Source organism: Flavobacterium sp. GQ95 (assembly GCF_059758655.1).
Window position 1 is genome coordinate 63,637 of sequence record NZ_JCAXEB010000008.1, and the last position, 24,599, is coordinate 88,235.

Below are 24,599 nucleotides of genomic sequence, written 5' to 3' on the forward strand. Positions count from 1 at the left end.
TCTATTAAACACTGATAATCAACCAAATATAAAAAACCATCTAATCGAAAAAGAGTTAAAAACCGTTAAATTTAACCGTTAAATGAAGGAAAAATCTTATTTTATTGGCTATTTTCTTACAAAAAAGAAAATTTTATCATAATATGAAAAGAAAAAAATTAACTTTATAGTCATTATTTTCTGCCCTATTGTTCTCATTTAATGCAACTTATATGGAGGCTATAAAAAAACAAACACATGAAGAAATCTTTACCGAACTAGAATCTGTTTTAAAATTTAACTCATTAAAAAATTCTCCCATCTTAACTAAATTTTTAAGATATATTGTTGAGGAAACCCTTAATGAAAACCAACATTTTATTAAAGAATATTCGATAGCAATAAATGTATTAAACAGATCAGCTGATTTCAATTCTAACGATGATGCCGTTGTCCGCATTCATGCAGGAAGATTACGAAGAATTTTGAACGAATATTATTTGACAGAGGGGCAAAACAATGCTTTAATGATCGACATTCCAATAGGTTGTTATGTTCCCCGATTTATCCGGAAGGAAAATGCACGACCCATTGTGCATCCCCATGATAATACAAATCCAATCATTGCCATATTCCCCTTTAAATCAATCACCACAAAACAAAATTTAGATATTTTTTCATTGATGCTTTGTGAAGAGTTAAGTGCCGAACTTTCTCTTTTTGAAGATATTGCGGTTATAGGTCATTTTTCTTCTGAAATGATTTCAAAAATTAATCAAAATATACTCGAAGCCGCAAAAATGCTTAATGCCGATTTTATAATTACCGGAAATCTGCAGTGCATCGATAAAAAATTACAGATAAGAGTTAACCTTTTAAACTCCATTACGGGTGAATTTGTTATGACAAAATCATTCGATCATATTGATATCATTGATATTGCTAAAGTTCAGAGTGAAATTGTACACAGTATTGTCAGCGAAATTGGTGGTTATTATGGCAGTATTTTTAAAGAAATTATCAAAACATCTCCATCCCGAATATCAAATAATTTAAGTATTTGGAAAGGTCTTTATTGTTATTACAAATATCAATGCGAATGTTCCTTTGAGAATTATTGGTCTGCATTTAGAAATCTTCATGAAGCAACCAAATTACATCCCAATCATGCTGTTACATGGGCCATGCTAGGTGAATTTTATCTTAACGGAATTGTCTTTGCCATTGACAGTGACGAAAACACTATTGAAGAAGGATACCGATGTGTAATGAAATCACTTAAAATTGATCCACATTGTCAGCATGCCTGGCATACTTTGGCAGGGGTTAATTTATTAAAAAAAGATCCGGAAGCCTGTCTATACTCTGCTGAACAATGCATTAAAATAAATCCTAATGCTTCAGGCATCGTTTCCGGAGTTGGCTGCATGCTTGTTTTATCAGGATATTTTGACAAAGGTTTTCAGATTATGCAAGACGCGATTAAAAAAAATCCTTATTATCCCTGGTGGATTAATATTGGTTTTTGTTGCTATTATTTAGCTAAAAAAGAATATAAAAATGCTTTTCAGTGGGCTGAAAAAATGGACTCTGAAGAAACTTTTTGGGATCCCCTTCTTAAATGTGCCACACTATCTTTAATTGGTGAAGACATTAAAGCAAAAAAATATCTTTTAAAGCTTTTGCATACAGAGCCTAAAACACCAACAAAAATCGAACTGATGCTTTCAGGTGTGATTCTTTCAGAAGATTTGGTATCTGAAATCGTTGATGCTGTAAAAAGAATTGGATTTATCCATAATAACTGAATATCAAACAATTAAAACTATTTTTAATACAAATCATTTTATTTTCTAAATTAGTTTTTCAAAAAACAAACGCTATGCAGAAATTAACCAAAGAAGATATTTCACAAGAAGTATTCGATTTATATGATGATTATGCCCACAATAAAATCGAAAGGAGACAATTTATCGAAAAACTTTCCATTTTCGCAGTAGGCACACTGACCCTTCCGTCGCTTTTAAGTTTTATGATGCCAAATTATGAAGACAGCATCTTAATTAAACCGGGAGATCCAAGAATAAAATCAGATTACATAACGTATCAGTCTCCTAAAGGTGGCGGAGCTATTAAAGGACTTTTATCGCAGTCTGTTGAAACCAAAAAAAAATTACCCGGAATTATTGTCGTGCATGAAAACCGGGGCCTCAATCCGTATATTGAAGATGTTGGACGAAGAGCTGCTGTCGAAGGTTTTATCACATTGGCGCCAGATGCCTTAACACCATTAGGCGGTTATCCTGGAAATGACGATGCAGGTCGCGAACTGCAAAAAAAACGTACGCGAGAAGAAATGCTGGAAGATTTTATTGCAGCGTATGAATACTTAAAAGCCCACAAAGATTGTAATGGTTATGTAGGTGTTGTCGGATTTTGTTTTGGTGGATGGATTTCTAATATGATGGCCGTAAAAATACCGACTTTATCTGCCGCCGTTCCTTACTACGGAGGTCAGCCTACCAAAGAAGAAGCTGAAAAAATAACAACTCCGCTTATGCTGCATTATGCCGGTTTAGATACACGTGTAAACGAAGGCTGGCCCGCTTTTGAAGAAATATTGAAAAAGAATAAAGTTGAAAACACAGCTTATTTTTATCCCGGAGTGAATCATGGTTTTCATAATAATACAACGCCAAGATATGATGAAGCTGCCGCAACTTTATCGTGGACACGAACTATTGATTTTTTCAAACAGAAACTAAAAAAGAAATAAATACTTTTAGTAATCTATTTTAATTCAGTTACAACGCCAGCTTTAGTTTAACTTAATTCTCGTTGCTTATGAAAGAAGTAAAAATTACTCAAACCATTATTACACTGGTAGTTGGTTTATTAATTTGGTTTATTCCGGCTCCGCAAGGTGTTATAATTGAAGCCTGGCATTTGTTTGCCATTTTTGTGGCAACTATCCTCGGAATCATCCTGAAAGCAGCTCCAATGGGAACCATGTGTATGATCGCCATTGCGGTAACTGCCTTTACGCAAGTACTTGCACCTGGAGAAGCCGGAAAATCTATCACATTGGCTTTAAAAGGTTTTGGAGATAAAGTAATCTGGCTTATCGGGATTTCCTTTTTCATTGCAAGAGGTTTCATTAAAACGGGATTGGGAAACAGAATTGCTTTTTTATTCATTAGAGTATTCGGTAAAAGTTCGCTCGGATTAGCGTATGGTTTAGGACTTGCAGATGTTGTTTTGGCACCAGCTGTACCAAGTAATACGGCAAGAGGTGGCGGAATTATTTACCCCATTATGAAGGCGATGTCAATGAGTTTCGGCTCCATGCCGGATCAGCCGGAAACACATCGAAAATTGGGTGCTTTTTTAACATTGAATAGTTATAACATGAACCTTATCGCCTCTTCCATGTTTTTAACAGGAACGGCAAGTAACCCAATGTGTCAAAAATTTGCCTTTAATTTAGGAATCAAAATTTCATGGATGTCCTGGGCAACTGCGGCAATTGTTCCCGGTATCGTTTCCTTTTTTGTAATTCCGTTTGTGTTGTATAAAATTTATCCGCCTGAACTCAAAAGTACCGGAGATGCTCCACAAATCGCGAGTCAGAAACTTAAAGAAATGGGGCCAATCTCCAGAAATGAATGGTTGATGTTGTTGACCTTCTTCATCTTGTTATTTCTTTGGATCACGGGCGATTTATTCTCTATCGATGCTACAACAACAGCCTTTATCGGTTTGGTTGTCTTATTATTAACTTCAGTATTAACCTGGGAAGATGTTAAATCCGAAAAAGGAGCCTGGGATACAATAGTTTGGTTTTCTGTCTTAGTAATGATGGCCAGTTCGCTCAATGAATTAGGTTTTATTGGCTGGTTTAGTGATCTGGTTAAAGCGGAGATTGGAGGCTTAAGCTGGCAAATGGCTTTTCCGATCATTATTTTGGTATATTTTTTCAGTCATTATCTTTTTGCCAGTGCAACAGCGCATGTGGCCGCCATGTATGCAGCATTGTTAGGTGTTGGTATATCTATTGGAGTTCCGGGTTTACTACTTGCTTTCATGCTTGGATTTGTAGGCTCAATATACGGAACCCTGACACATTATGGTCACGGCCCTGCACCTGTTTTCTTTGGGAGCGGATATGTTGACTTAAAAAGCTGGTGGGTTAAAGGACTTGTAACCGGACTTGTTATGTTACTTATTTATATGGTAATTGGCGGATTATGGATGCGGCTTATTGGATACTTTTAAAATAGTTAAAAGCAGTAATTGCAAAACAGCAGAGAATAGTTATCAGATTTAAAATTTAACATCATGTTACACGCTTTTATTACAGGATTATTAGCTACTTCCTCCCTCATTATTGGCGGGATACTGGCAATTCGTTATTCCTTAAGCAATCGTGCTATTGGTGTTATTATGGGTTTTGGTGCCGGAACATTAATTTCGGCCATTTCTTACGAGTTAATCTTTGAAGCCGTAAAACTAGGGAGAGGCACTATGTTTCCTGCTTTTGGCTTTTTTGCCGGCGCATCAATATTTTATTTTTCTGATAAACTCATTGCCAATTTTGGAGCCAAAAATCGCCTGAAATTAGGAAAAAGCAAAAGCTCCAGTTTAATAATTCCGATGGTATTGGCTATTATACTTGATGGTGTACCGGAATCCATTATTATTGGATTAGGTCTTTTTGAAGGAACTTCAGGAAACCTAACCATGTTAGTCGCCGTTTTTATTTCCAATTTACCTGAAGCCATTGCCGGATCTTCAGGAATGAAATCCGGAGGTTGGAGTTCGGCAAAAATAATAATACTCTGGACTGGAATTGCGTTGCTTTGTGCGTTGGCAACTCTGGCAGGTTTCTCCATTTTTAGCAGCGCATCGCAGAAATGGCTTTCTTTTATTCAGGCTTTCGCCGGCGGGGCAATCTTAATGATGTTAGCCAACTCGATGATTCCGGAAGCTTATGAACACGGAGGAAAATTGGCTGGAGTCTTTACTGTATTTGGATTCTTTCTTTCCGTATGTCTAGTCGTTTTTGAAAATTTTCATTAAAAAATATAATCAATTTTACTTCTTATGATTTGAGTCATAAAAGGTAGCCTCAAGTGATAATTAAATTTGTGACTATAAATATTTCGATAAAGCCATTTATCTAAATCAAATTTAAATATCACAAAATGAATTCACATCAAAAAGAGCTGATCAAAGCAACTATTCCTATTTTAAGAGCCAACGGCGAAGACCTTACCAATTATTTTTATGCCAGAATGTTTAGAGAACATCCAGAATTGCGAAATATGTTCAATATGGGCAATCAGGCTAACGGAAGACAAAAATCAGCTTTGGCAAATGCCGTTTTGGCCTACGCCGAAAATATAGAAGATCCAAGCGTTTTAATCGGGGTTCTGAAAGGAATCGGAACCAAACACAGAAGTCTTAATATTCAACCTGAACAGTATAAAATCGTCGGCACACAGTTAATCGCTTCTATTGGAGAAGTTGTAGGAGAAGCCGCTACTCCTGAAATATTAGAAGCCTGGACGGTTGCTTTTTATCAATTGGCAAAAATCATGATCGATCTGGAAAAGGGTTTATATGAAGAAAACGCTGCCAAACCCGGAAGCTGGAACGGCTGGAGAAAATTTATCATTAAAAAAATTATTGAAGAATCAACAGAAATTAAATCCTTTTATCTCTATCCTGAAGATGAAAAAAAAATTACTAATTTTCACGCGGGTCAATTCATCAGCGTTCAGGTTTTCGTTCCTGAATTAGGGCTTTTACAACCAAGACAATATAGTTTATCCAGCGCTTTCAATCCCGAATATTATCGAATTTCAGTAAAAAAAGACAGCGGAATTGCACCAAATCCATCCGGAATGGTTTCTCAAACTTTACATTCGAAATCAGAAGGTGATGTTATTTCTATTTCAGCTCCGGCCGGACTATTTCATTTAGAAAAAGATTCTCAAGATCCATTGGTTTTAATCAGTGGCGGTGTTGGGCTTACGCCGATGTTAAGCATGCTGGAAACCAATTTAAATGCTCTTCAAAATAAAAAAACAGTCTGGATTCACGGCTGTCGAAATGAATCGGTTCATGCTTTTAAAGAACAGATTTCAACTTTAAAAGACGAAGCAGAATGGTTGGAGACCTTTACTTTTTATGATTCAGTACAAAACGATGACCATACTTCAAATCAGATAATTGAAGGACGAGTCGATCTTCATAAATGTAAGGATGCTATTTTATTAGAAGACGCTAAATTTTATATCTGCGGACCTGAAATGTTCATCAAAACACAATATGAAGCCTTAATTAATTTGAATATCAATCAGGAAAACATCTTTTATGAAGAATTTGGCCCTCAATTGATTAATTTGAATTAAAGTGAAAGTTGTTCAATTTTACAGGAAGAAAAACTCAATTGTACTTTTAAAGAATTTTACCACAACATTTTTTATCACTTTGACATTGGCTGCTATTAATTGTACAGACAAATCTAATTTTCTGTTTTTTTGGATACGTTCCTGGATGGTAGCAAGTCTAATTTCAAACTTTTTTTCTTTTATTATATTTTCTCATAAAAAGTAAAATCTTAAAACCTCCAGTCTATTTGGAGGTTTTATCTTTTTAGTAAATTAAGTTTACGTTTTAAAATCAAAACAATCTTTTGAAGGTTTACTTTCAACCCTAAAAAAACCTAAAAACAAAAAAAAGATTATGAAATTTTACTTTAAATCGTTAAATTTATTGGTTTATTATGAATTCTTGCTATTTTAATTAGCCGTATCTTAGCAGAAATAAAAACATTTTTAGATTCAGAATTTCATTAAATACAAACAAAATGAGATATTTGAATTAGAAAACATAATCCAAACAAATTTTACCTTACTATAAAATGAATAAACAGCATTACAATCTTTTACTAGCGGACGATGATGAAGACGATTGCGCTTTTTTTAAAGAAGCTCTTGATGAATTATCGCTTCCGGTATCTCTTGTTGTTGTTAATGATGGCGTTCAGCTTATGGATTATCTGGCTGCCAATTCTTCCAATAATTTGCCGGATATTTTATTTCTTGATCTTAATATGCCCCGTAAAAATGGCCATGAATGCCTGAAAGAAATAAAAGAAATTGAAGAACTCCATACGCTGCCAATAATTATTTTCTCAACATCTCTGGATACCGAGATTGTTGATTTGATGTATCAAAAAGGTGCGACTTACTATATTCGTAAACCCGGTGAATTCTCTAAGTTAAAAAAAGTGATCGGCAATGCCCTGAATGTAGCTTCTGAAAACAAATTAAAACAACCTGTACGAGAGCATTTTGTTCTTCAACCTTAAATAGTTTTTGGAATGAACCGTACAAATAAGGAACATTATTTTCTAGCCGGTGGTGGAGCAATGGGCGAATTGATACGCGCCAAAGACTGGAGTAAAACAGCATTAGGCGATCCATCAACCTGGCCACAAAGTCTTTGTACAATGGTGGCAGTTATGCTGGAAAACCCTTTCGGAATGTATATTGCCTGGGGTGACAATTATACACAATTGTATAACGATGGATATCGTCCTATTTTAGGTTCTACCAAACATCCGGATGCCTTAGGTATTAGTACAAGACAAACATTTTCTGAAATCTGGGACATTATTGGTCCTATGTTTTATGGCGTTATGGAAGGCAAACCTATTGGTTTTCCAGACTTTATGCTGCCTTTAAACAGAAATGGATTTGTGGAAGAATGCTACTTTGACTTTTCATACAGTCCTATTAGAAAAGAAGATGGTACCGTTGGCGGTGTTCTGGTTACTGTCATTGAAACTACAGAAAAAAAACGGGCCACCGACGCCTTAAAGGAAAGCAATGCACGCTTTATAAACAATATTATGCAGGCTCCTGTTGCAATGTGTGTTTTTAGAGGAAAAGAGCATATTGTGGAAATTGCAAATGAGCAAATGATTCAATTATGGGGAACAACTGCAGAAAAGGTATTGAATAAACCTATTTTTGAGGGGTTACCAGAGGCAAAAGATCAGGGTTTAGAAAATTTAATCAATAGAGTTTATAGTACGGGCGAAAAATTTATTGCAAATGAACGCCCGGTTCAATTACCCCGTAACGGAAAAATTGAAACTCTTTATTTAAATTTTGTTTACGATGCTCTCAAAGAAAGTGATGGAACTATCTCAGGTGTTGTTGCAATTGCTATCGATGTAACCACACAAGTTTTATCCAGAGAAAGAGTTGAAGAAGGCGAACAAAAAGTAAGACAGCTCGTAGAAAATGCCCCTTTCCCTATTGCCGTTTATGTAGGGAAAGAAATGATTGTCGAATTGGCTAATGATTCCATTATTAAAATATGGGGAAAAGGCAATGATGTTATAGGAAGATCATTTAAAAATGTACTTCCTGAACTTGATAATCAGTTGGTTTTTGAGCAAATTAAGACCGTTTTCGAAACCGGTCAATCTTTCCATACAAAAAACACTCCCCTTGATTTAACAGTTGACGGAAAATCCGGTACTTATTATTTTAATTACAGCCTGACGCCTTTATATGACGTAAATGGCAATGTATACGGAGTAATGAATACGGGGGTTGACCTTACTGATTTGAATGTCGCGAAGAAAAAAATAGAAGAAAACGAACAAAATTTACGAAGTATGGTACTGGAGGCTCCAATTGGAGTATGCCTGTTGGATGCCAAAACTTTAGTATGTGAAATCGTGAATGACAGCTTTATAGAAGTTGCCGGTAAAAAATATGAAGAAATCGCTGGCAAACATTATTGGGATTCTTTCGCGGAAGCAAAACCATATTACGAAGAAGCACTACAAAAAGTTATAGACAAAGGAGTTCCTTTTTATGCTAATGAAGTAGAGATGATGCTCATTAGACATAGCAAAGAAGAACATATATATGTCACTTTTGTTTATGCACCGCTAAAAAACATGGAAGGAGAAGTAGCCAAAGTGACTGTCTGGGTACTTGATAATACACCGCAGGTAAAAGCCCGAAAAGAAATTGAAGCAGCTGATAAGCGTTTTAGGAATACGGTAAAACAAGCTCCAGTTGGAATTACCATTCTACGCGGCCCTGACTATATGGTCGAAATGGCCAATGAAGCCTATTTAAAATTAGTTGACAGAGAAGAAACTACTTTTATTGGAAGACCTTTATTTGATTCCCTACCCGAGGTCGAAGAAAGTGTAAGTTCCCTTTTAAACGGCGTATTTACCACAGGTATTCCTTTTCATGGATATGAAGTTCCGATTCCGTTAAACCGTTATGGAAAATTAGAAATTTCTTATTTTGATTTTCTTTATCATCCCCTTAAAGAAGAAGATGGAACTATTTCAGGCATCATCGTAACTGTTACGGAAGTCAGCGAAAAAGTAGACGCCAGAAAAGAAATAGAACAAAACGAAGAAAGGCTTAAAATTATTGTTGAAGCCAGTGAATTAGGAACATGGGAATTGAACGTAAAAACAAGAGAACCAATTTACTCTCAAAGATATCTCGAAATTGTTGGTGGGTATAAAGAGAATATAAAATTAACTCACGAACAACTTCTCAAACATATTCATCAGGATGATATGCCCATTCGCAATAAGGCTTTTAAAAATGCTCTTGCTTCAGGATATCTAAATTATGAAGCCAGAACGGTTTGGATCGACGGTTCAATTCATTGGGTAGAAGGAAAAGGAAAACTTTTCTATGATGAAGATAATAATCCAGAAAAATTAATAGGAACAATAAGAGATATTACCGACGAAAAAAAGCATCAGCAAGAACTGGAAGTAAGCGAAAAAAGATTTCGTACGCTGGTGATGGAATCCCCTGTGCCCAAAGCAATTGTTAAAGGAAAAGGTATGGTGATAGAAATTGCCAATTCTGCTCTTTTGAAAAACATTTGGAAGAAAAAGGAAAGCGACGTACAAGGCAAAAAACTTTTCGAAATATTTCCGGAACTTAGAAAACAAAAATATGCTCAGTTATTAGAAGAGGTATACGAAACAGGGAATGTATACTCAGAATCAGAATCTCTTTTGTACATCAATAGAAACGGTAAAAACCATGAGTATTATATTGATTTTGAATATGCTCCACAACGTGAATCCGACAACACTATTTCCGGAATAAAAATCACGTTGATTGATGTTACTGAAAAAGTAGAGGCCAGAAAAAAAATAGAAGAAAGCGAAAAACGATTCCGCTCTTTAACCGAAAGTATTCCGCAATTAATTTGGGAAACAGATGAAAAAGGCAATTCATTATTTGCTTCGGGCAAATGGTTCGAATATACCGGAATTGAACCTAATGGAGAAGCTGAGTGGAGGGCTATGATTCATCCTGATGATTTTGATGAAAATGCCAATATATGGAGTCATAGTTTAGCCACCGGAGAACCTTACCGCTGCGATGTTCGTGTAAAAAGAAAAGATGGAAATTACAGATGGCATGCCGTTATTGGAGAACCCGTTTTAGATATAGACAATAAAATCATAAAATGGGTTGGTGCCTTTACCGACATTCATACCGAAAAAGCGTTTACGCATGAATTGGAGCAACAGGTAACTGCCAGAACCAAAGAATTGAGTTTGATGAATGAATCACTTCAAAAAAGTGAAGAACGTTATCATTTAATGGTTGAAGAAGTTCAGGATTATGCTATTCTGTATTTAAATCACGAAGGAATTGTTGAAAATTGGAATTTAGGTGCTGAAAAAATTAAGGGCTATAAAGCCCAAGAAATTATAGGGAAAAATTTCTCTAATTTTTATACCGAATCAGATCGAAAGAGCAATCTCCCTCAAAAATTACTCAACATTGCCATCGAAAAAGGAAAAGCAACACAGGAAGGCTGGCGCATTCGTAAAGACGGAAGCCTTTTTTGGGCAAGTGTTGTCATTACCGCTGTTCATAACAAAAAAGGCGAAGTGATTGGTTTTTCAAAAGTAACGCATGATTTAACAGAGAAAAAGAAAGCGGATGATAAATTAAGATTAAATGCTTTAGAACTGGAACAAAAAAATGCAGAGCTGGAGAAAATGAATCAGGAGCTACAATCTTTTGCTTATATATCGAGTCATGATTTGCAGGAACCTTTAAGGAAAATTCAAACTTTTGCTACATTAATTTTGGAAAAAGAGTTTGAAAACTTATCTGACAATGGAAAGGATAAATTTCAGCGAATGCAAAATGCTGCACAACGTATGCAAACATTAATCAATGATTTACTCTCATACTCCAGAACGAATATTCAGGAACGTATTTATGAAAAAACAGATCTTTCTAAAATTATTGACGAAGTAAAAGACGATTTAAAAGAAGAAATTGAGCAAAAAAATGCCACAATTGAAAACTGTGAGAACTGTGAGGCTAATATTATTCCGTTTCAGTTTAGACAGCTTTTATATAACTTAGTGAGTAATTCACTTAAATTCTCAAATCCTGAAGTACCAATTGTTATAAAGATTCAAAGTGAAATTGTGAAAGGATCACTTCTTAACAATAAAAAACTAGAGCAAAACACTCACTATTGTCATATTAAAATTTCTGACAATGGAATTGGTTTTGAGCAGCAATACAGCTCCAAAATTTTTGAGGTTTTTCAGCGTTTACATGGAAAACTAGAATATAACGGAACTGGTATTGGGCTCGCCATTGTGAAAAAAATTGTAGATAATCATAACGGAATAATCACTGCAACCGGTGAAAAGAATAAAGGAGCTACTTTTGATATTTATCTCCCTACTGAAAAAGAATAAAAAAAGCAGGAATTCCAAATGGGATTCCTGCTTTTTAATTTAGGTTTTATTTGAATCGTATTATTTTTCTAGACTTCCTTCAAAAGGAGAAGCCGGTAAATTTTCTTTATTATATAAATTCGCCTGATCCGGATTATCTGCCCAGGCATATCGAACTTTAGTTGGATTTAAAACACTTGCATTTGAAACTATAATTTTATCTCCTTCAATTACCGCATCGGCCCAAACAAATTTACCATCCTGACCAGCGATTTCAAATGCTTTCAGAGGTTGATTGTCTTTGGTTACTAAACCTGTTCCGATATCTGTAAAACTCAAAACAAGTTGATTTCCTTTTTGTGCCAAAGATTTAAAAAGTGGTCCTGAAGCAACAAGATTTTTTTCTCCATAAACCATTTTTCTGGCTAATAACGAAAGTCTTCTTCCAACATCGTATTTGTTTAAAGGATGAATATCATTCCACTCTCCAATGTCGATTGTTACTGCCATTCCGGTATTGGGAACAGCTAAAGTATTTTTTTGCTGTTGTCGTAATGCAGCCCAGTTACTTTCGCCCGGCTCTGTTTTTGGGGCCATAAAATTAGTAAGCTGCACATATAAAAACGGAAAAGAACCCTGCTTCCACTCTGCTCTCCAGTTTGTGATTAAGGTTTCCATCAATGCCGAATATTCTTCCGGTTTTTTAGTGCTCGATTCACCCTGATACCAAAGCACGCCTTTTATTGCATAATTTTTCAAAGGCGCAATCATCGCATTATACAATCCGACTGGTTTCCATCTTATAAAAGTTTGTGGTGGCAAAGGCAACATTTTTACACCTAATTTATATTTCCATGAACCTTTCAAATCGATAACTTCATTACCCAAAATCAATTCATAGGGTTTGTCTTCAACAAAACCGCCTCGTCCTGTATTGTTAATCACACGAATGGCAATTTCATTTTTTCCTTCTTTTAAAAACTTCGCATCAAAAGGATAAATTCTTGGCGGATACATATAAGAGGTTGTCCCAACAAAATGTCCGTTTACATAAACCGAATCAGCATCGACAATTCTCCCTAAAATAAGTTTTGCATTGCTTTCTTTTAAATTTGAAACTGTAAATTCTTTTCGGAACCAAACAACACCATTTATATTTCCCAATTCGTTATCTGCCCAATAACCCGGAATATTCATGCTTTTCCAATCCGAATCTTCTAACTCGGGATTTGACCATCTATTCTTCAAACCTTCATCTTCATTATTTACAGTCGAATACCAGGTCGAATTAATCTTTTTATCACTTGCTTCAATTTGAGCACCTAATGTTCCATCTTTGAATTTCTGATACTCAGCATCATATTCCGGAAACTTTTTGACCGCTTCTGCACTGATCCATGATTCGGCTGGAGAGCCTCCCAAAGCGCTATTAATTAATCCAATTGGGATGTTATATTTTTGATAGATTTCATCGGCAAAAAAGTAAGCTACAGCAGAGAATTTTAAAATATTTTCCGGATTTGCAGAAAGCCATTCTCCTGATGAAAAATCTGTATTTTCTTTTGCAAATTCGTATTGATCAGGAACCAAAAATTGTCTGATATTGTTATTATCAATCTTTGCAATTACGTCTTTGTATTTACCCTTAACACGTTCCATTGGAAGTTCCATGTTAGATTGTCCCGAACAAAGCCAGACATCACCAATCAGGATATTTTTCAGTACAATAGTATTACTTGCCAATAAAGTCATTTCGTACGGCCCTCCTGCTTTTTGAGACGGCAGTGTAACGATCCAGTTCCCATCCTTCGCAGCTGTCGTTTTAAACTTTTTTTGATTGAAGTTTATTTCGATCTTTTCATTCGGCGCTGCCCAGCCCCAGATTTTCAGCGGAATATCGCGCTGTAAAACCATTCCATCGCTAATTAATCTCGGCAATTTTATCTGAGCATAAATACCGCTGCAAATAAACAATGTTATAAAGAGGATTGTTCTTTTCATTTATTTTTTCTTTTAATATCCAGATGATCATTGTTTTGCTGTTGAATTTACGCCGAAATATTTACAATAAGACATTTCATTAGTTCAACAACAAAAAGCCGAAAGAAATAAACTTCCGGCTTTTTTGGAAACAAACTTACATTATGTTATAAATTAATTCTGTAAAAAAATTATAACGACTAACTAACTACTTTTAGATCTAACCAAATTTGTTTCAATATGTACTTTTATTTAGTAACCCGGATTCTGATAAGCAGCTTCTTCTGCAGGAGACATTACCATTGCATCAAATTGAGCCTGAGGAATTGGGCGTAAATAGTGATAAGGTTTAATATCTCTGGCTACGGTTGCTGGTGTATGGTCTCCATAAGAGGTACCGCAAATTCTGTATGAGCCTGAAAGTTCTGTCCATTTTTGAGTACGTATTAAATCGTACCAACGATAACCTTCACCATAATACTCACGTGAGCGTTCTGCCAAAATGTAATTAATATCAATAGTTGCAGGAGTCGCTGCAGTCATTGCAGCACTGTTATCTACTGTTTTTACTACATTTCCATTGTTGTCAAATCTCCATTTTCCTGCACGTGCACGTAAAACATTTACTAATTCTCTGGCACTTTTTCCACCTTGAGGAGCTGCACCCATTACAGCTGCTTCTGCTGCAATTAAATACAGTTCTGAAAATTTAGCAATATTGAAAGGACGGGTACTTGCTGCATTAGGCTGACCTAAACCTCCTGCACCATCTGTACGGTAAACTCCCAGTTTCCATAATCCAGGGAATAAAATTCTGCTTATTCCACTTGGTGCTATAACAAAATCTGCTCTTCCTGGCAACACTCCTGCGCCAACAGCTCCGTTTGCAGTATTATAAGTAACAGCCGGATCATCATTATTCAGGAATGAAAGTATGGCACCTCCCGGAGCAACCGGTAAGCCGTTAGCATTATTTAATGTTGGGGAAGTATTTCCTGCTTTATTCCAGTTACCACGATACACTGATGTAAATGTACCATCATAACGAGAATCATTTGTTTTGTCTGCAAAAGTGTTTGTAATAGCGCCAATAGTTGGACACATACGAACATAAGGTCGTCCTAAGTGTTGTTCTGCTTCACGTTGTACAGAACTTACTCCTGAACTTCTGATGTTAGTGTAATTTGGAGTCATCATCCAAACAGCAAAATTTTCAGGTGCAGCACCATTAGAATAAGTAAGACTGCTGGCATTATAAAACTCACTTTTTTCGGTGTGGTCAGCATATAACAAAATTTCACTATTGCGATCGTTGCTACCTAAGTGTACATCATAATAAGTTGGTTGTAATGCAAATGAACCGTGAGAATCAATTCCGGCTGCTGCCACGTCATACGCTTTTTGAAAATACCATGTCGCATCATGTCCATCAGGATCAACTCGGGTAGTTTCAGGATAAGTTGGAATATTGTTTGGATTTTTCAACCACCATGCATACGTTAAATAAGCTTTTGCCAAATAAAGTCTTGCCGCTGTTTTTGTTACTCCGCCTTTTACTCTTCCAGCATCCGGCAAATCATTTACTGCTGTCACTAAATCAGGAAAAATAGCTTTGGTATAGACTTCAGGTACCGTATTTCTAACAGAACTACTTGACGGGGATACGTTGAATTTAAGTTCTCCTGCCCCTAAATCTAATGGAACTCCACCAAAAGTCTGAACTAGCAGAAAATAATCAAATGCGCGAAAGAATCTTGCTTCGGCAATCATTGCATTTGAGATCGTTCCGATTGCTGCTGCATTTTCAATAACGCCATTGGCCGTATTAATGTTAAAAAATGCGGGGGCCCAGATAGCATCTGCACGGCTTGAAGATGGCGTAATTGTTCCTACTCCTGAAAGATCCATATCCTTAAAATTGCCATCTGCACTTTGTGCATAAGTAGCTTCATCAGTACCGGTTTCGGTCGTATTGTAATAATAACCCTGTCCATAGATATAGCGAAGGTGAGCATACATTGATGTTACTCCTCCAACAACCCCCTTTTCAGTTTTAAAATAATCAGGGGTGTAAATACTGCGAGGCTCTTCTTCTAAAACATTAGAACAGGCTCCCAGAAACAGCGTTATAATCGCTGTTACCATAAAAGTTTTTATTTGTATAGGTTTCATCGTGATTTTTTTTAAAATGTTAAATTAAGGCCAAGCAAGACAGTACGCGTTGAAGGCGTATTTGTTCCCAATGTTAGCAAGCGTTGTTTATAAAAATCTGTTGTTGCTGCATTTTCGTCACCAAACGAGTTCGTTTCCGGATCCATACCTGTTTCTTTGTGGTAAGGTGAATAGATCACAAATGGATTTTGTATGGTACAATAAAGGCGAAATCTATCTACTCCTAAATCCTTAATAAATTTTTCAGTAACATTATAACCAAGGGTAATCGTACGTATTTTAACGTATGAAGCATCAAAATAACCTAAAGTAGATCCGTATTTTGGATTGTCATTACTTGTAGCACCTCCTGGTCTTGGATATTTTGCATCTGTGTTTTCAGGTGTCCAGTAATCCACTTTTACGTTTCCTCTACGTCCACTAAGCATATTAAGGTAACCTGATGAAGAATATAACGTACTAATAAGAACCCCGCCACTTTGAAAAGCCCCTACTACACTTAAATCTAAATTTTTGTAGGCAACGCGAGTATTAAAACCTCCCTGAAAATCAGGATTTACATTTATTATTTGTCTGTCTGCCGGTCCAATTTGTCTTGTAGGTGTACCATCTGCATTAAAGTCACCCGCATATAGAACCTTAATCATACCTACATTTCCTCCTGGCTCATATTTAGTAAGATTTGCATCTCCTTCCTGCCAAAGTCCTATTTTCTTATAATCATAGATTACATCAATTGGGTGTCCTACAAACCACCAGTTGTTTTCATCTCTTAGCTGTCCTTCAGTAAGTGCTACCAGTTTGTTTTTGTTAGAATAATAGTTAACACCTACATCCCATGACCATCCATTTGGATTGTCAAATATGGTCCCGTTAAGGGTAATTTCGTAACCTTTATTTTGAGTTTGTCCAATATTTGCCGTATAGCTGCCTACACCCGTTGTCGGAGCAAGGTTTTTTTCCAGAAGAATATCTTTTGTATCTGTAACATAGTACTCTGCGGTCGCAGTTAAACGATTTCTAAATAACGAAAAATCTATTCCGTAATTTATTGTGCTTGAATACTCCCAACCTAAATCAGCATTAGGAAGTTTAGATACATAGTATCCTGTTGTATTCACATCTCCGAAATTGTAGGGTCTCGAAGCCAGAAGCCCCAATGTAGAATAAGGAGCCACAGCCTGATTAGAAGTTTCTCCATAACCCGCACGTAACTTTAATTGATCCAGCCAGTTTACATTTTGCATAAAAGATTCATTCTTCACATTCCAACCAGCTGATACAGCAGGATAAGTATTCCACTGGTGTCCTTCGGCAAGTCTTGAAGAAGCGTCCGATCTTATAGTAGCTGTAAGCATATATCGATTATCATAAGAATACATTGCACGTGCCATGTAAGATATCAATCCGCTAACCTGATATTCCTGATTTTCAGGGTTAATAGAAATTTCACCTGCTGCTCGTCCTAAGTTGTAAAATTGGAAAGAGTCAGAAGGAATATCCTTTGCATTAACTTGTGATTTGTTGTATCTGGTTTGTTCTGAAGAGAACATAGCAACTGCATTTACCTGATGCTTTCCAAAGGTACGATCATAAGTAAGCAAGTTTTGGATTGCCCAGTTTGTACTAAGCGTGTTAACAACTTGAGCTGTTGAAACTGTTGTTGGATTGACACTAAATACGCCTTCTCCTGTATATTGACCTCCATTAGTAGTACGGAAATTACCACCTAAATCGATATGATATTTCAAACCTTCAACACCAGGTATTTTTAACTCAGCATATAAATTGTTGTAAGAACTATAGGCTTTAGTCTGATCAATCCACTTATCATCCAAATTTTCTATAGTTTCTCTTGTATATACCCAGTTTTCATCTAATGGCATCTTAACCGTTCTTTTCAAAGAACCATCCGCATTATATGGATTAGCAATTGGTGTTGTACTTAAAGTACTGTACAGACCTAAATTACCTCCGTTGGTAATGGAGTAATTGTTATTTGTAGTAAAACCAAATTTGAAATATTTTCCAACTGCCTGATCTACAGCACCTCTTAAAGTTAAACGTGCATAATCCTGTCCAGGTAATACCGCTTCTTCTTTATAATAACTAGCTCCAAAGTTATAGTTACCCGTCTCAGTACCACTTGCAACGCCTATATCATGATTTGTTACGATACCAGATCTAAACATCAGATCCTGCCAATCCGTATTTACGTTATCAGCTTCGTCCGGACCATTTGCATAAAGTGGCGCAGTCGAACCCGGCAGAGTCGCTATTTTACGCAAAGCCACAAATTCTGAATTGTTCATCATTGGGAATTTGGCAAAAATATTTTTTAAACCGCTATAGGTATTATAGGTAAAGGTGGCTTTTTGTCCCTTTTGACCTTTATTTGTTGAGATCAAAATAACACCATTGGCACCACGCGATCCGTAAATAGCGGTTGCTGAAGCATCTTTTAAGATGTCTATACTTTTAATATTGTCCGGGCTAATATCTCCAATAGATCCTGCAAAAGGAATTCCATCCAATACAACCAACGGATCGTTCATGCCTTTAGATAGGGAACGTGTACCTCTAATACGGATCTGCATGTCAGCACCTGGCTTAGAGGAGGTTTGCGTCATCTGAACCCCTGCTAAACGTCCTTGCAAAGCCTGTGTAATATTAGCTGAGGGCACTTCGCGAACGATATCTCCTTTAATGGAAGAAACAGAACCGGTCACCGCTTCTTTTCGCTGCGTACCGTAACCAATAACAACAACTTCCTGCAGCGCATTAGAATTTTCCTGTAATACTGCATCAATCTTAGTTTTACCAGCAACAGGTACTTCTTTAGTTGTTAAACCTAGAAAACTAAATACCAATACTCCATTAGCAGGAACATTTGTAATAGTATAATTTCCATCAAAACCGGTAACAACACCTGTTTTGGTACCTTTAATATTCACATTGGCACCCGGAATAGGTCCATTAGCGTCAGAAACAACTCCTGTAACTGTATTTTGAGCGCTGGCACTCAAAGAAAACAGAAACATCAGTGATAAAAAACCTAAGCACTTTAAGAGCTTTGATTTACTTTTAACTGTAAAAAAGTTAGTCATAAAAAATTGATTTAGATAATTAATAGAATGGTTTGAGTTAGTTTTTTTTACTGTATGAAAGATTAAAATGAGAATTGTCTGAGAAGTCAGATTAAGACTCTTTTTTTATTATTCATTTAACAAATATAAATAAAAATACAAAACACACAATCGGTTGCGTAATATTTTTTTATTTATATCGAAAAAAAAGCCAGAATAAAATAGGGTAAGTATAATTTTTAAGATAAAAGTTTGTTCATATCATAACGAACAAAGCATTAAGAATCTAAATTTTAAAAGTAAATTAACCTATTATGAAATTTAATAAGAAAAAAGCAAAAATTGTCATGGCAGTAACAGCAATACCTCTGGCCTGAAAAAAGAAAGTTTATTTTTACTAATTAACAACTTTAAGCCTTAGTAAACAGAGACAATACGCTTATTTACCAATAAAAATAGGTGAAAGATATAATTTTGAATATTTCTTTATCTGTAATTTGGTTTTCACACAATCGTTTGTTTTAAAACAAAAAAACTCCTACTAAAAAGTAAAGGAGTTCTTAAAAAAAATAAAAAAGATTTTATCCCAAAGAATAGTTTTTTTTATTTAAAGCTGCATCTTTTTAGCATCTTCAATAAATTGATTTAATCCAATATCTGTCAAAGGATGTTTCAACAATCCCTTAATAGATGATAATGGTCCGGTCATTACATCAGATCCTACCTTGGCACAATTCACTACGTGCATCGTATGTCTGATAGAAGCTGAAAGTATTTGCGTATTGAAAGCGTAATTATCATAAATTTCTCTTATTTCTGAAATCAGGTGCATTCCGTCAGTGGAAATATCATCTAGTCTTCCTAAAAAGGGAGAAACGTAAGTTGCACCAGCTTTTGCAGCCAATAAAGCTTGTCCTGGTGAAAAAACTAAAGTAACATTCGTTCTGATTCCTTTATCCGAAAAGTATTTACAAGCTTTGATTCCGTCAGCGATCATTGGCAACTTCACTACGATTTGCTCATGCAAAGCTGCAAGTTCTTCCCCTTCTCTAATCATTCCGTCAAAATCTGTAGAAATAACTTCTGCAGAAACATCGCCGTCTACAATATTGCAGATCGCAAGATAATGTTTCAAAATATTATCTTTTCCTGTAATTCCTTCTTTGGCCATTAAGGACGGATTTGTCGTAACCCCATCTAAAACGCCTAAAGCCTGAGCTTCTTTAATATCTTCTAAATTGGCAGTGTCTATAAAAAATTTCATTGGTTTGTGGTTTAAATTTATTTTTGATTAACTAATAGTTCTGTATTCCAATTCAATAAAATAAATTACAAACAAGTAATATGAGTTATATAATTTGAAATTGAACAGTAAAGAAATCACTGTAAAAACAGTTTGAAAAACTATTTATTTTGAAGAAAAATTTAATGATATGGCCGCTGACTCTTCAATCCAACGGCCATAAATTACTAAATAATTCAATTCATTCCCCTGACAAATACACTAACCTAAATAGTTGCCAGAGATAAAAAACTACAAAAAAACAATCTTGATTTCGGTTCATTAAAACCGAAAATTATTTTTCTTTCTTCAATCAATTAAATATACTGATTGATGATATTTTCGAACAATTCTTGTTTGCCACTTTGTAAATTTAATTCCCCATTTTCCTGGGCAATTTTATACAAATCAGTCAAACTTAATTTTCCTTCTTCAAAAGCTTTTCCGTTTCCAGAATCAAAAGAACTATAACGTTGTGTTCTTAATTTATCATAAGGAGATGATGTTATAATTTTATCAGCAGTCAATAATGCTCTTGCAAAAGTATCGGCTCCACCAATGTGAGCTAAGAATACATCTTCCATATCAGTAGAGTTTCTTCTAATTTTGGCATCAAAATTAACGCCTCCACCTTGTAGTCCACCTGCTTTTAAGAAAACCAACATTGCTTCTGTAACTTCCTGGATGTTATTTGGGAATTGATCCGTATCCCATCCGTTTTGGTAATCACCTCTATTGGCATCTAAACTTCCTAACATTCCAGCTTTGGCAGCTACTTCCATTTCGTGTTGAAAAGTGTGTTGCGCTAATGTAGCGTGATTCACCTCGATGTTCATCTTGAAATCTTTCTCTAAGCCGTATTTATGCAAAAATCCGATAGCTGTAGCTGAGTCAAAATCATATTGGTGTTTCATTGGCTCCATAGGTTTTGGCTCAATGAAGAAATTTCCTTTGAATCCTTGTGCTCTCGCATAATCTCTTGCCTGAGCCAGGAATTGTCCCATATGATCCAATTCTCTTCCCATATCGGTGTTCAACAAAGTCATATAACCTTCACGACCTCCCCAAAAAACATAATTTTCTCCTCCTAAAGCAATGGTAGCATCCAATGCCAATTTTATTTGACCTCCAGCTCTTGCCAATACATTAAAATCTGGATTAGTAGCGGCACCGTTCATATATCTTGGATTAGAAAAACAGTTTGCAGTTCCCCAAAGTAATTTCACTCCGGAAGCGGCTTGTTTTTCTTTCAAATATTCTGTAATGGTAGCCAATCTGCTTTCTGATTCTGCGAAAGTAGCTCCTTCATTAACCAAGTCATAATCGTGAAAACAGTAATAGTCAAATCCCATTTTGGTAATGAATTCGAATGCTGCATCTGCTTTTTCTTTTGCGGCAGCGATAGCATCTGTAGGCTGATCCCAAGGAAAATGTTGTGTTCCTGGTCCGAATGGATCGCTTCCTTGTCCGCAGAAAGTATGCCAGTAAGCAATCGCAAATCTAAAATGCTCACGCATTGTTTTTCCGGCTACAATCTGGTCTGGATTGTAATATTTAAATGCCAACGGATTATCTGATTCCTTTCCCTCAAATTTAATTTGACCTATACCTTTGTAGTATTCTTTATTTCCTAAAACTATCATTTGTTCTTTTATTTATTTGTTAATATTAATTCTAATTCTTGTTTCCATTTTTGATACGCCTTTTCATATGGTTCTTTATTTTTCAACGGTAAAAAAGTCATTACGTGATCGTTAGTTGTAATACTTGAACCAAATTTATTGTAATCACCATCTTTTAAACCCACTGCTCTTGCTGCCCCAACTGCTCCCGTTGTATTGTAAATTTCGATTTCGTGACCAATTAAGGTAGCAACGGTATTAGAGAAAATCTCTGAACGGAATAAATTGTCATTTCCGGCTCTGATCACATTAATGGTAGCATTATCGTCTTTTAGACATTCCATTCCATATACAAATGAAAATGCAATTCCTTCCAGAGAAGCTCTGAATAAATGCGCGCTATTGTGAATATTTAAATTCAGATTTAAAAAGTGCGTTCCGATGTTTTTGTTGTTGAACATACGCTCGGCACCATTTCCAAACGGAATTACGACAACGCCATCAGAACCAATCGCGATTTTAGAAGCTTTTCGGTTCATCGATTCGTAAGTTTCATCTCCCATATTATTGCGCAGCCAGCGATACTGAATTCCGGCACCATTTATGTTCAATAATTTACCAATTCGGGGTGTTTCTACTTCGTAATTAACGTGCACAAAATTGTTAACTCTGTTTGTTTTATTTCCCGTAGCCATTTCGCTTACAGCATAAAAAACTCCCGAAGTTCCTCCTGTAGCCGCTACTTCACCCGGATTTAAAACATTTAATGCCAAGGCATTATTCGGCTGATCTCCTGCTCTGTAAACCACCGGAATTCCAACAGGAAGTCCTGCTTCTTTTGAAGCTTTTTCGTTTAAGGTTCCCTGATTGGTAAAATTTTCAACGATATCCGGAGTCAGTGACTGATCGATTCCGTAATAATCTAATAACCAATTAGCCACTTTGTTTTCTTTATAATCCCAAAGCATTCCTTCAGACAAACCATTTTTTGTCGTGGTTACTTTTCCGGTCAGTTTGTAAGCAATATAATCGCCCGGCAACATATATTTATAAACCTTACTATAGATTTCAGGTTCATTTTCTTTCACCCATTTTAATTTTGAAGCCGTGAAATTTCCCGGAGAATTCAATAAATGTTCTGAACATTTTTCTGCCCCGATTTCGGCGTAAGCCTTATTTCCAATTTCCACCGCTCGGCTGTCGCACCAGATAATAGAGTTACGCAAAGGGTTGCATTCCTTATCCACAATAACCAATCCGTGCATCTGATAGGAGATACCAACGCCCTGAATTTTAGAGGCATCTATATTAGCTTCACGAATAGCTCTTTTGGTAGCGGTACAAATATGTTCCCACCACATTTCAGGATCTTGTTCTGCCCAATCGGAGTGCAAAGACACAATTTCCATTTCGTTTTGCGGCTCATTCAAAACAATTATTTTTTTGCCTGTTTCAGCCTCTACGATAGCCACTTTTACAGACGAGCTTCCAATATCATATCCTATATAATACATAACTATAATGATTCTCTTAAAATTAAATTTGTTGGTATATAACACTGCATAACTTCATCATGCGTGATAAATGCCGCAGCTTTTGTTCCTAGTTCCTTAAAATCAGTCGAAACAACTGAAATTCCCTTGTATATAAATTTCTTCATTGGCGTTTCATTATAAGACAAAAAGCCAACATCTTCTCCGGGTTCTAAATCCTTCTCCTTACATTGCTCTAAAAAATGCCCTAAAATCCTATCACTGATACTGATGTAAGCAATTCCTTTTTCAATATTGAACTTTTTTGCATCGGTAATAATTTCATTTTTAAAATTAAAATCGGTACAAAATTTCTTAAAAAACACTGCTGTTTCTTTTGGATGATTCGTATAATCGGGATAAATAAAATGAATGCTTTTATACTTTTTAAACAAATCAACAGCTTCCTTCAGTGCGTTATAAAATGATTTTCCGAAATCCTGAAAAATATAATTATTCTCTTTTTTTGAATGTATATTCCAATCAATCAAAAGCAATTTATCATTCGAAATTGCCGATAATGTTGGCGCTACTTCCCTATCATCAAAATTCATTACTACATATTTGTAATATTTACCAACGCTGTTATTGATGATTGTTTTAAAAACATCAATATTATAATGATGAAACTGTACATCGGTAATTACATTGTCCGGTAAATTGTTTACAAACGAGTGATACAAAACCTCTTTATATGCCTTGAAAGTATCTAATACCAAAAGTACTTTTCTGGTTTCACCTGAAACGTAATAGCCTTTATTCGGAACAGAATCAATTACATTCTGCTCTTTTAAAATCGAATACGCTTTAAAAACAGTATCTCTCGACAACTGATTTTCTTTACAAATCGCATTTACAGACGGAAGCAAATCTCCTTTTTGCAGAATATTCTCTGCAATGGCATTATTTATTCCGTTGACCAACTGCTGGTATTTCGGAATATCACTGTCGTGATTGATTACAAATACAAATTTTTCCTGCGCTTCGTTTAACATACTGTTCCGTTCTGTTCTGGTCTGCTAAAGTAGCTAATCGGATTTTATAAAAAAAATATTTTTACACAGAAATTGTTATTTTTCTATAAATCCGATTTTGATGCTTTTATTGGTGATTTAATCAAAAAATTTAAGGAGCAACCGGTTGTGGTTTTTTTGAAATTTT

The 24,599-nt window shown here is 35.6% G+C and carries 14 protein-coding genes; 7 read left to right on the forward strand and 7 right to left on the reverse strand.

The window, feature by feature from the left end; all coding sequences use genetic code 11:
* Nucleotides 1–212: 212 nt before the first annotated feature.
* From AC6CH4_RS15900 to AC6CH4_RS15930, 7 genes are all read left to right on the forward strand, one after another.
* Nucleotides 213–1,787, forward strand: coding sequence for a tetratricopeptide repeat protein (locus tag AC6CH4_RS15900; RefSeq protein ID WP_498104628.1), 1,575 nt, complete (start codon nt 213–215; stop codon nt 1,785–1,787).
* 74 nt (nt 1,788–1,861) lie between these two features.
* Nucleotides 1,862–2,755, forward strand: coding sequence for a dienelactone hydrolase family protein (locus AC6CH4_RS15905; RefSeq protein ID WP_498104630.1), 894 nt, complete (start codon nt 1,862–1,864; stop codon nt 2,753–2,755).
* A gap of 68 nt (nt 2,756–2,823) precedes the next feature.
* The gene (locus tag AC6CH4_RS15910; protein ID WP_498104632.1) at nt 2,824–4,254 is read left to right on the forward strand and encodes an anion permease; all 1,431 of its coding nucleotides are present in this window, start codon (nt 2,824–2,826) and stop codon (nt 4,252–4,254) included.
* A 63-nt stretch (nt 4,255–4,317) separates the two neighbouring features.
* Nucleotides 4,318–5,058, forward strand: a complete 741-nt coding sequence (locus AC6CH4_RS15915; RefSeq protein WP_498104634.1) for a ZIP family metal transporter — start codon at nt 4,318–4,320, stop codon at nt 5,056–5,058.
* 125 nt (nt 5,059–5,183) lie between these two features.
* The gene (gene hmpA / locus AC6CH4_RS15920) at nt 5,184–6,395 is read left to right on the forward strand and encodes an NO-inducible flavohemoprotein (protein WP_498104636.1); all 1,212 of its coding nucleotides are present in this window, start codon (nt 5,184–5,186) and stop codon (nt 6,393–6,395) included.
* Nucleotides 6,396–6,907: 512 nt separating this feature from the next.
* Nucleotides 6,908–7,357 carry a response regulator gene (locus AC6CH4_RS15925; RefSeq protein WP_498104638.1) on the forward strand — a complete coding sequence of 150 codons (450 nt, stop codon included), beginning with the start codon at nt 6,908–6,910 and terminating at the stop codon, nt 7,355–7,357.
* A gap of 12 nt (nt 7,358–7,369) precedes the next feature.
* Nucleotides 7,370–11,785 carry a PAS domain-containing sensor histidine kinase gene (locus tag AC6CH4_RS15930; RefSeq protein ID WP_498104640.1) on the forward strand — a complete coding sequence of 1,472 codons (4,416 nt, stop codon included), beginning with the start codon at nt 7,370–7,372 and terminating at the stop codon, nt 11,783–11,785.
* A gap of 60 nt (nt 11,786–11,845) precedes the next feature.
* Here AC6CH4_RS15930 and AC6CH4_RS15935 read toward each other — a convergent pair whose 3' ends face one another.
* The 7 genes from AC6CH4_RS15935 to AC6CH4_RS15965 form a co-directional block, all read right to left on the reverse strand.
* Nucleotides 11,846–13,765: a sialate O-acetylesterase gene (locus AC6CH4_RS15935; protein ID WP_498104642.1), complete on the reverse strand. Its 1,920-nt coding sequence runs from the start codon at nt 13,763–13,765 to the stop codon at nt 11,846–11,848.
* A 231-nt stretch (nt 13,766–13,996) separates the two neighbouring features.
* Nucleotides 13,997–15,916, reverse strand: coding sequence for a RagB/SusD family nutrient uptake outer membrane protein (locus AC6CH4_RS15940; protein WP_498104644.1), 1,920 nt, complete (start codon nt 15,914–15,916; stop codon nt 13,997–13,999).
* Between the two features lie 11 nt (nt 15,917–15,927).
* A complete protein-coding gene (locus tag AC6CH4_RS15945; RefSeq protein ID WP_498104646.1) occupies nt 15,928–19,023 on the reverse strand; it encodes a SusC/RagA family TonB-linked outer membrane protein in 3,096 nt (1,031 codons plus the stop codon).
* 586 nt (nt 19,024–19,609) lie between these two features.
* Nucleotides 19,610–20,266, reverse strand: coding sequence for a fructose-6-phosphate aldolase (gene fsa / locus AC6CH4_RS15950; RefSeq protein ID WP_194656965.1), 657 nt, complete (start codon nt 20,264–20,266; stop codon nt 19,610–19,612).
* Nucleotides 20,267–20,601: 335 nt separating this feature from the next.
* Nucleotides 20,602–21,927 carry a xylose isomerase gene (gene xylA / locus AC6CH4_RS15955; protein WP_498104648.1) on the reverse strand — a complete coding sequence of 442 codons (1,326 nt, stop codon included), beginning with the start codon at nt 21,925–21,927 and terminating at the stop codon, nt 20,602–20,604.
* Between the two features lie 8 nt (nt 21,928–21,935).
* A complete protein-coding gene (locus tag AC6CH4_RS15960; RefSeq protein WP_498104650.1) occupies nt 21,936–23,420 on the reverse strand; it encodes a xylulokinase in 1,485 nt (494 codons plus the stop codon).
* Between the two features lie 2 nt (nt 23,421–23,422).
* The gene (locus tag AC6CH4_RS15965) at nt 23,423–24,433 is read right to left on the reverse strand and encodes a GntR family transcriptional regulator (protein WP_498104652.1); all 1,011 of its coding nucleotides are present in this window, start codon (nt 24,431–24,433) and stop codon (nt 23,423–23,425) included.
* Between the last annotated feature and the right edge of the window lie 166 nt (nt 24,434–24,599).